Below are 8721 nucleotides of genomic sequence, written 5' to 3' on the forward strand. Positions count from 1 at the left end.
CGCCCCCCCCCCCCCCGGCGCCGCCGCGGCCCACGGGCCCCACCCCCCGCCCCGCCCCCCCGCCCCCCCCGCCCGAAACTTCGCGATCGTCGCGTTCGCCGAGGCCGTCACCTGGGCGGGACTGCTGCTGGGCATGGCCCTGAAGTACGGGCCCGTGGGCACCGAGGCCGGGGTCTGGCTCTTCGGCCGGCTGCACGGCGGCGTGTTCGTCGCCTACGTGGTGATGGTCGTCGTCGCCGCGGTGGTGCTGCGCTGGAGGTGGTGGGTGGCCCTGCTGGCCCTGGCCTGCTCGATCCCGCCGCTGGTGACGGTGCCGCTGGAGATCTGGCTGCGCCGCACCGGGCGCCTCGCCGGACGCGGCATGTTCACCTCCGCGTCACCGGAAGGGCCCCTCTCCCAGGATGACACCGATACGCTGGTGGACGTCGATCACGCACCCTGACCAGGAGGTTCCCTGCCATGAAGATCGTCGTCGCCGGCGGAGACGGATTCTGCGGCTGGCCCACGGCCCTGTACCTCTCGCAGAAGGGCCATGAGGTCACGATCCTGGACTCCCTGGTGCGCCGCGAGATCGACACCGAGCTGGGGTCGAACTCGATGACGCCGATCCTCCCGCTCACCGAGCGCGTCGCCGCCTGGAAGGAGGTCTCCGGGAAGGACATCGACGTGGTGATCGGGGACCTCACCGACTACGACGACGTCACCCGGGTCGTCACCGAGAAGCAGCCCGAGGCGTTCGTGCACTTCGCCGAGCACCGCAGCGCGCCCTACTCGATGATCGACCGCGAGCACGCGATCGAGAACCACCGCAACAACGTCACCGGCACGCTCAACGTGCTGTGGGCCATCAAGGACCTCGCGCCCGACTGCCACCTCGTCAAGCTCGGCACCATGGGCGAGTACGGCCAGCCCAACATCGACATCGAGGAGGGCTGGATCGAGATCGAGCACAAGGGCCGCAAGGACCGCCTGCCGTTCCCCAAGGCCCCGGGCTCCTTCTACCACCTCACCAAGGTGCACGACAGCGACAACATCATGTTCGCCTGCCGCATCTGGGGCGTGCGCGCGACCGACCTCAACCAGGGCGTCGTCTACGGCCTCGACACCGACGAGACCCGCCTCGACCCGCGCCTGGCCAACCGCTTCGACTACGACGCAGTGTTCGGCACGGCCCTGAACCGCTTCCTCATCCAGGCCGCGATCGGCCACGACCTCACGGTCTACGGCGGCGGCTCGCAGACCCGCGGCTACCTCAACATCGCCGACACCGTGCGCTGCATCGAGATCGCGTGCGAGAACCCCGCCGAGCGCGGCGAGTTCCGCGTGTTCAACCAGTTCACCGAGTCCTTCAGCGTCCAGGACCTCGCCGAGAAGGTGCAGCGCGTGGCCCGCGAGCAGGGCATCGAGGTGGGCATCGACCACCTCGAGAACCCGCGCGTGGAGAAGTACGACCACTACTACAACGCGGTCAACACGAACCTGCTCTCCCTGGGCCTGGAGCCGCACCTGCTGACCGACGAGGTCCTCGCCGAGATCCTCTCCGTCGCCCGCGCGAACACCGACCGGGTGAAGGACGAGCTGGTCCTGCCCACCGTCACCTGGAAGTGACCACGACGGCGTGAGGATCGCGATCGTCACCGAGACGTTCCTGCCCTCGGTCGACGGCGTGGTGACCCGGCTGCGCCACGCCGTCGAGCGCTTCGTCGACCTCGGCCACGAGGTGCTCGTCATCGCCCCCGACCTGGGGGTCACCGAGCACCACGGGGCCCGCGTCGTCGGCATGAGGCCGGTGACGCTGCCGTTCTACAAGCACCGCCGCTTCACCCTGCCCAACCCCACCGTCGACGGCGTGATCCGCGGGTTCCACCCGGACGTCGTCCACGCGGCCCAGCCGCTGCTGCTGGCCTCCTCGGGCGCCTACGCCGCCCACCGCCAGCGGATCCCGCTGGTCGCGAGCTACCACACGCACATCCCCCGCTACCTGGACCTCTACAGGGCCTGGAAATGGTCGAAGCCGCTGATCTGGTGGCAGATCCGGCGCAACCACGCGCTCGCCGACATCAACATCGCGACCTCGCAGACCATGCGCGACGAGCTCGCCGGGCAGGGCCTGGAGAACCTCCACGTGCTGCGCCGCGGCGTGGACACCGCGCAGTTCCATCCCCGCTTCGCCTCGCAGGAGGTGCGCGAGCGCCTCACGGACGGGCACCCGGAGAAGAAGCTGCTGGTGTTCGTCGGCCGCCTCGCCGCGGAGAAGGAGATCCAGCGCCTGCGGGCGATGATGGACCGGCGGGACGACGTGGCCCTCGCGATCGTGGGCGACGGACCGTTCCGCGGCGAGCTCGAGCAGATCTTCGCGGGCACCTCCACCCTGTTCCCCGGCTTCCTCGAGGGGGAGGACCTGGCCGCGGCCTTCGCGAGCGCCGACGCCTTCGTCTTCCCCTCGGTCACCGAGACCCTGGGCCTCGTGATCCTCGAGGGCATGGCCTCGGGTCTGCCCGTGGTCGCCGCCCGCTCGGGGCCGACGATGGAGCAGGTCACCGACGGCGTCGACGGGCTGCTCTTCGACGCGGGGGACGAGGCGAGCCTCGATCGCGCCCTCGACCGCCTCGCCGACCCGGAGCAGGCGGCCTCGATCCGACGGGCCGCGCGCGCCGAGGCCGAGGAGTACTCCTGGGAGAACGCCTCGGACGACCTGCTGCGCCTCTACGAGCTCGCGATCGCGGAGCACGGCTCGCGTTCCTGAGCATGCGGACGGCCCGGCCCCGCAGCTGCGGGACCGGGCCGATCGGTGACCGGGCGCCGTCGGCCGAGGGCCGACGGACGCGGGATCAGCGGAAGGTGACGAACCCGGTGGGGTTGCCCCAGATCGCGCGCTCGACGACCTTCTGCTGGGATCCGGAGGCGTCGATGATCTGGCCGTTGCCGGCGTAGATCGCGACGTGGCCCGGGTAGGTGACGATGTCGCCGGGCTGGGCCTCCGACTGCGAGATCGACTTCCCCTGGGCGGCGATCTCGCCGCTCGTGCGGGGGATGTCGATGCCGGCCTTGTTGTACGCGTAGTTCACGAGGCCCGAGCAGTCCATGCCGCTGAGCGAGGAGCCGCCCCAGGAGTACGGGGTGCCGAGCGCGGAGCGGGCGGCGCTGACGATCTCGTTGTCGCTGCTGGAGCTCGCGCTCGCCGGGACCGCGGTGGAGCCCGCGGAGGAGCCGTAGGACGGCAGCTCGCTGGACTGGCTCGAGGTGGTCGAGGACTGGCTCGTGGTGCCGACCTCGTCGCTGCCGGCCAGGTCCAGGTCGTTCGCGTTGGCGGCGCCGCCGGTGAAGGCGGTGCCGGCCAGGACGGTGCCCAGCAGGGCGGCCCCGCCGAGGGTGCGGGCGGCGCGGCTGGTGCTGGTGAGGGGGGTGACGGCGCGGCCGGCGGCGCGGTGCGTGTTCTTCAGTGCCATGGTCTCGGTGCGTTCCTTCCGACCTCGGGTGCGAGGATCGTGATGCTGTGCGGGGGTCGTACGAGGAGGACCGGGAGCGGGGGCTCCGATCGCTGCCTGCGATGTGCCACCACCGTAGGAACGGGCCGAGGGCGATCTGAAGGCGTTTGGACGAGCCACCGACGAGGGTTGACGGGACTTTGACGCGCGCCCGGACGGAGGTGACCGGGAGGTGACGCGCATTGACGCTCTCGCGGGGTCTGCGCCACATCGCCGGGAGCCGCCTGCACGGATGCGGGGGATCCGCCGGAAGGCGTCGCAGGGGCCCCGAATGTGTCCGCTTATGACATCGAGGTGGCATGCGCAGGTCGCGGATGCCCATGATGCCGGGCATGACCACCACTGTGTCCGCCGACGCCCGTGCGCGCCGCGCCGTGAGCCCCCGCGGCGGGAGCCCGACGGACGCGGACCCGATCGCCGAGCGGGGCGCGCTGCGCCTGGCGGGCGTCGGCCGCGCCTTCGGCCCCGCAGAGGTCCTGCGCGCCCTCGACCTCGAGGTCCGCGCCGGGGAGATCCTCGCCGTCATCGGCCCCTCCGGCTGCGGGAAGTCGACCCTGCTGCGCCTGGTCGCGGGCCTGGATGCGCCGAGCGCCGGGGGGATCCGCCTGGGCGGGAGCGTGATCCGCGGCGTCGACGAGTCCACGGCCGTCGCCTTCCAGGAGCCGCGCCTGCTGCCCTGGCGCACCCTCGAGGCGAACGTCGCCCTGGGCCTCCCGCGCGGCACCGCCCGCACCGAGGGGCGCGAGCGCGTGCGCCACCTGCTGCAGCTCGTCGGCCTCGAGCACGCCGCGGACCAGCGCCCGCGCGAGGTCTCCGGGGGCATGGCCCAGCGCGCCTCCCTCGCCCGGGCCCTCGCCCGCGGACCCGAGGTGCTCCTGCTCGACGAGCCCTTCGGGGCGCTCGACGCCCTCACCCGCCTGCGCATGCAGGACCTCCTGCTCGAGATCCACGCCGCCGAGCCCACCACCGTCCTCGTCGTCACCCACGACGTCGAGGAGGCGCTGTTCCTCGCCGACCGCGTCGTCCAGCTGCGCACCCTGTGCCGCGCCGCGCCCGAGGAGGGCTCGATCGCCCGCGTGATCGATGTGCCCAGCCCGCGACCGCGCGACCGCGCCGACGCCGCCCTCGCCGCCCTGCGCAGCGAGCTGCTCGACGGGCTCGGCGTCCCCAGCCACCACGGCACGCCCGCCCACGGCACGACCACCCGCCCCACGACCCCCGAGGACCACGCATGACCCGCACCGCACGCACCCTCAGCCGCCGCGGCGCCCTCGCGCTCGGCGCCGCCGCCCCGCTCGCCCTCGCCGGCTGCGTGGCGGGGGAGAACGCCCAGAAGGACAGCGCGGGAGGGGGCGGCTCGGGCGACTGGTCGCTCTCCGAGCTCACCATCGACTTCGCGACCTACAACCCCCTCAGCCTCGTCATCAAGGACCAGGGCATCCTCGAGGACGCCCTCGGCGACGGCGTGAAGGTCACCTGGGTGCAGTCGGCCGGCTCCAACAAGGCCAACGAGTTCCTGCGCTCGGGCTCCGCCCACGTCGCCTCGACGGCCGGATCCGCCGCGCTGCTCGCCCGCGCGAACGGCTCGCCCATCAAGGTCATCGACATCTTCTCCCAGCCCGAGTGGTCGGCCCTCGTCGGCCCGAAGGGCACCGACCTGAAGGACCCCGCGGACCTCGAGGGACGATCGGTCGCCGCCACCAAGGGCACCGACCCCTACTTCTTCCTCGTCCAGGCGCTCGAGACCGCGGGCCTCACGGTCAAGGACGTCGAGATCCAGGCCCTCCAGCATGCCGACGGCCGCTCCGCCCTCGACGGCGGCTCCGTGGACGCCTGGTCCGGGCTCGACCCGATCATGGCCGCCGCCGAGGCCGAGAGCGGCGACGTCCTCTTCTACCGCAACGTCGACTTCAACACCTATGGGTTCCTCAACGCCACCGAGGACTTCATCGACGACCACGCCGATGTCGCCCAGGCCGTCGTCGACGCCTACGAGAAGGCCCGCAGCTGGGCGCTCGAGAACCTCGAGGGCACCGCGAAGCTGCTGGCCGAGGTCGCCGGCATCGACGAGAAGATCGCGAGCACCGTCATCACCGAGCGCTCGAACCTCGACGTCAGCGGCGTGCCCGGCAAGGACCAGACCGCCGTCCTCGAGAAGATCGCCCCCGTGCTCGGCGCCTCGGGCGACGTGCAGGGCGGGGAGGACGCCGTGACGAAGGCGCTGGAGAGCATCGTCCACGACGCCTTCGCGACGAAGGCCACGAGCAAGTGAGCAGCGCGACCGCCGTCAGCGAGCTCGGCATCTCGCACGTCGAGAGCGCCGCGGGGCCCCGCCGCGGCGGGTGGCCGCGCCGCCTCGCCCTCGGCGCCCTGGTGCCGCTGCTGATCCTCGTCGTCTGGGAGGTCGTCACCGCGACCGGCCTCGTGCCCGCCTACCGCCTGCCCGGGCCCCTCGCCGTGCTGCGCGCCGCCGGGGAGCTGCAGGCCGCCGGCGAGCTCTGGCTGCACGTCGCGATCTCGGTGCAGCGCGTGCTCATCGGCTTCGCGATCGGCTCCGCCGCGGGGCTCGCCGTCGCGTCCCTCGTCGGCCTCAGCCGCACGGCCGACGCCCTGCTGGGCCCGCTGCTCGCCGCGCTGCGCGCCGTCCCCTCGCTCGCCTGGGTGCCGCTGCTCATCCTCTGGATGCAGATCGGCGAGACCTCGAAGATCACGCTGATCGCGATCGGCGCCTTCTTCCCCGTCCTCACCACGGTCTCCTCCGCGCTGCGGCACACGGATCCGCAGCTCGTGGAGGCGGGGCGCGCCTTCGGCCTGCGCGGCCTCTCGCTGCTGCGCACCGTGCAGCTGCCCGCCGCCGTGCCCGCCGTGATCTCCGGCCTCCGCCTCGCCCTCGCGCAGTCCTGGCTGTTCCTCGTCGCCGCCGAGCTCATCGCCTCCTCGATGGGGCTGGGCTTCCTGCTGAACGACTCCCAGCAGAACGGCCGCGTGGACCGGATCCTGCTGACCATCGTGCTGCTCGCCCTGCTGGGCACCGCCACCAACGCCCTGCTCGGGCTCGTCGAGAAGAAGCTCCTGAGGAGGTGGGCATGACGACCGCCCCGACCACCACCACGAACGCCCCGACCAGGACCACCCCGACCGGGCCCGAGGCCCGACTGGTCGAGAACCGCAGCTTCCCCCCGCCCGAAGCCTTCGCGGCCCGGGCGAACGTCGGCCCCGAGGAGTACGCGCGCGCCGAGGCCGACCCCGTCGGCTTCTGGGAGGAGGCCGCGCGCCGCCTCGAATGGCGCACACCCTGGCACACAGCTCTCAGCTGGGAGCCGCCCACGCCCGATCCCGCGACCGGCGAGCTCAGCGTGCCCTCCGCCCGCTGGTTCGAGGGCGGCACCCTCAACGTCGCCGAGAACTGCGTGGACCGCCACGTGCGCGCCGGACGCGGCGAGAAGGTCGCGCTGCACGTCGAGGGGGAGCGCGGCGACCGCCTGGCCGTCAGCTACGCGGACCTCCAGGAGCGCGTCTCCCGCGCCGCCAACGCCCTCGAGTCCCTCGGCGTCGGCCCCGGCGACCGCGTCGTCGTCTACCTGCCGGTGATCCTCGAGACCGTCGTCATCACCCTCGCCTGTGCCCGCATCGGCGCCGTGCACTCCCTGGTCTTCGGCGGCTTCAGCGCCGAGGCCGTGCGCTTCCGCCTCCAGGACACGGGTGCGAAGCTGCTGGTCACCTCCGACGGCCAGTTCCGTCGCGGGAAGGCCGTCGAGGTCAAGTCCGCGGCCGACGAGGCCGCCGCCGACCTCCCCGATCTCGAGCACGTGCTCGTGGTGCGCCGCACCGGCCAGGAGATCGCCTGGACCAGCGGCCGCGACCTCTGGTGGGACGAGACCGTGGACCCCGCGAGCCCCGTCCACGAGCCCCGCGCCTTCGACGCCGAGCACCCGCTGTTCATCATCTACACGTCCGGCACGACGGGGAAGCCCAAGGGCCTCGTCCACACCGGCGGCGGCTACCTCGCGCACGCCGCCTGGGCCCACTGGGCGCACTTCGACGCCAAGGAGGACGACGTCCACTGGTGCACCGCGGACCTCGCCTGGGTCACCGCCCACACCTACGAGATCTACGGCCCGCTCGCCAACGGCCTCACTCAGGTGATCTACGAGGGCACCCCGGACACCCCGCACCGCGAGCGCCACCTCGAGATCATCGAGCGCTACGGCGTCACCGTCTACTACACGGCCCCGACCCTCATCCGCACCTTCATGTCCTGGTTCGGCGAGCAGGTGCCCGCCGGCCACGACCTGAGCTCGCTGCGCCTGCTGGGCACGGTGGGGGAGTCCATCAACCCCGAGGCCTGGGTGTGGTTCCGCCGCACCTTCGGCCGCGACGAGCTGCCCATCGTGGACACCTGGTGGCAGTCCGAGACGGGAGCCGCCATGGTCGCCCCGCTGCCCGGAGCGACCACGCTGAAGCCCGGCTCGGCGACCCGCGCCCTGCCCGGCATCGACGTCGCCGTCGTCGACGAGGCGGGCGAGGAGGTCGAGCCCGGCCGCGCCGGTGCCCTCGTCGTCCGTCGGCCCTGGCCCGGCATGGCCCGCACGGTCTGGGGCGACCCCGAGCGCTACCGCGATTCCTATTGGCGCGCCCACGCGGGCCGCGGCGAGCACGGCGGCTTCTACCTCGCCGGGGACAGCGCGAGCATCGATGCCGACGGCTGTCTGTGGGTGCTGGGCCGGCTCGACGACGTCGTCAACGTCTCCGGGCACCGCCTCTCCACGATCGAGATCGAGTCCGCGCTGGTCGCCGACCCCGCCGTCGCCGAGGCCGGAGTCGCGGGCGTCGCCGACCCCGTCACCGGCCAGGCCGTCGCCGCCTTCGTGACGGCGAGCGAGGGCGGCTCGACGGCCGACGGGATCGACGCCGCCCGTCTGCGCGCCCTCGCCGCCCGCGAGATCGGCCCCATCGCCAAGCCCCGCCACGTGCTCGAGGTCGCCGACCTGCCCAAGACCCGCTCCGGCAAGATCATGCGGCGCCTGCTCGCGGACCTCGTGCACGCCGAGCGGGACCGACGGGCGGGCCGCACGCCCGCGCCCCTGGGCGACGTCACCTCGCTCCAGAACCCCGACGCGGTCGACGCCGTCGGCCGCACCCTGGAAGGCCTGCCCGCGGATCATCCGCTCCTGGCAGGCTGACCCGGGCCGCCCGACCCGCGCCGCCCTGCCCGACCCGACCCGCCTGACCC

Annotated in this window: 8 protein-coding genes; 7 read left to right on the top strand and 1 reads right to left on the bottom strand. The window is 72.9% G+C overall.

Going from position 1 to position 8721, the window contains the following annotated elements; genetic code table 11:
• The first annotated feature begins 85 nt into the window (after positions 1-85).
• From MHY49_RS18180 to MHY49_RS18190, 3 genes are read left to right on the top strand one after another with little or no spacing between them, the layout of a single operon-like run.
• On the top strand, positions 86-442 hold the full coding sequence (locus MHY49_RS18180) for a DUF3817 domain-containing protein (protein ID WP_370646217.1): 357 nt from the start codon (positions 86-88) through the stop codon (positions 440-442).
• 17 nt (positions 443-459) lie between these two features.
• Positions 460-1608 (top strand): NAD-dependent epimerase/dehydratase family protein, encoded by a 1149-nt coding sequence (locus MHY49_RS18185; protein ID WP_228357467.1) that lies wholly within the window; start codon positions 460-462, stop codon positions 1606-1608.
• 10 nt (positions 1609-1618) lie between these two features.
• On the top strand, positions 1619-2746 hold the full coding sequence (locus tag MHY49_RS18190; protein WP_239206517.1) for a glycosyltransferase family 1 protein: 1128 nt from the start codon (positions 1619-1621) through the stop codon (positions 2744-2746).
• An 85-nt stretch (positions 2747-2831) separates the two neighbouring features.
• Here the strand turns inward: MHY49_RS18190 and MHY49_RS18195 are convergent, their stop codons facing one another.
• Positions 2832-3449, bottom strand: a complete 618-nt coding sequence (locus MHY49_RS18195) for a C40 family peptidase (RefSeq protein WP_239206519.1) — start codon at positions 3447-3449, stop codon at positions 2832-2834.
• A 371-nt stretch (positions 3450-3820) separates the two neighbouring features.
• Here MHY49_RS18195 and MHY49_RS18200 point away from each other — a divergent pair, with 371 nt between their 5' ends.
• From MHY49_RS18200 to acs, 4 genes are read left to right on the top strand one after another with little or no spacing between them, the layout of a single operon-like run.
• Positions 3821-4723, top strand: a complete 903-nt coding sequence (locus MHY49_RS18200) for an ABC transporter ATP-binding protein (protein WP_239206521.1) — start codon at positions 3821-3823, stop codon at positions 4721-4723.
• The gene (locus tag MHY49_RS18205; protein ID WP_228357474.1) at positions 4720-5760 is read left to right on the top strand and encodes an aliphatic sulfonate ABC transporter substrate-binding protein; all 1041 of its coding nucleotides are present in this window, start codon (positions 4720-4722) and stop codon (positions 5758-5760) included. The genes MHY49_RS18200 and MHY49_RS18205 overlap by 4 nt, the downstream gene beginning before the upstream one ends.
• On the top strand, positions 5757-6578 hold the full coding sequence (locus tag MHY49_RS18210; RefSeq protein WP_370646216.1) for an ABC transporter permease: 822 nt from the start codon (positions 5757-5759) through the stop codon (positions 6576-6578). Before MHY49_RS18205 ends, MHY49_RS18210 begins: the two co-directional genes overlap by 4 nt.
• Positions 6575-8671, top strand: a complete 2097-nt coding sequence (gene acs / locus MHY49_RS18215; protein WP_239206523.1) for an acetate--CoA ligase — start codon at positions 6575-6577, stop codon at positions 8669-8671. The genes MHY49_RS18210 and acs overlap by 4 nt, the downstream gene beginning before the upstream one ends.
• Positions 8672-8721: the final 50 nt, after the last annotated feature.

Source organism: Brachybacterium sp. ACRRE (assembly GCF_022346485.1).
GTDB classification, from domain to species: domain Bacteria; phylum Actinomycetota; class Actinomycetes; order Actinomycetales; family Dermabacteraceae; genus Brachybacterium; species Brachybacterium halotolerans.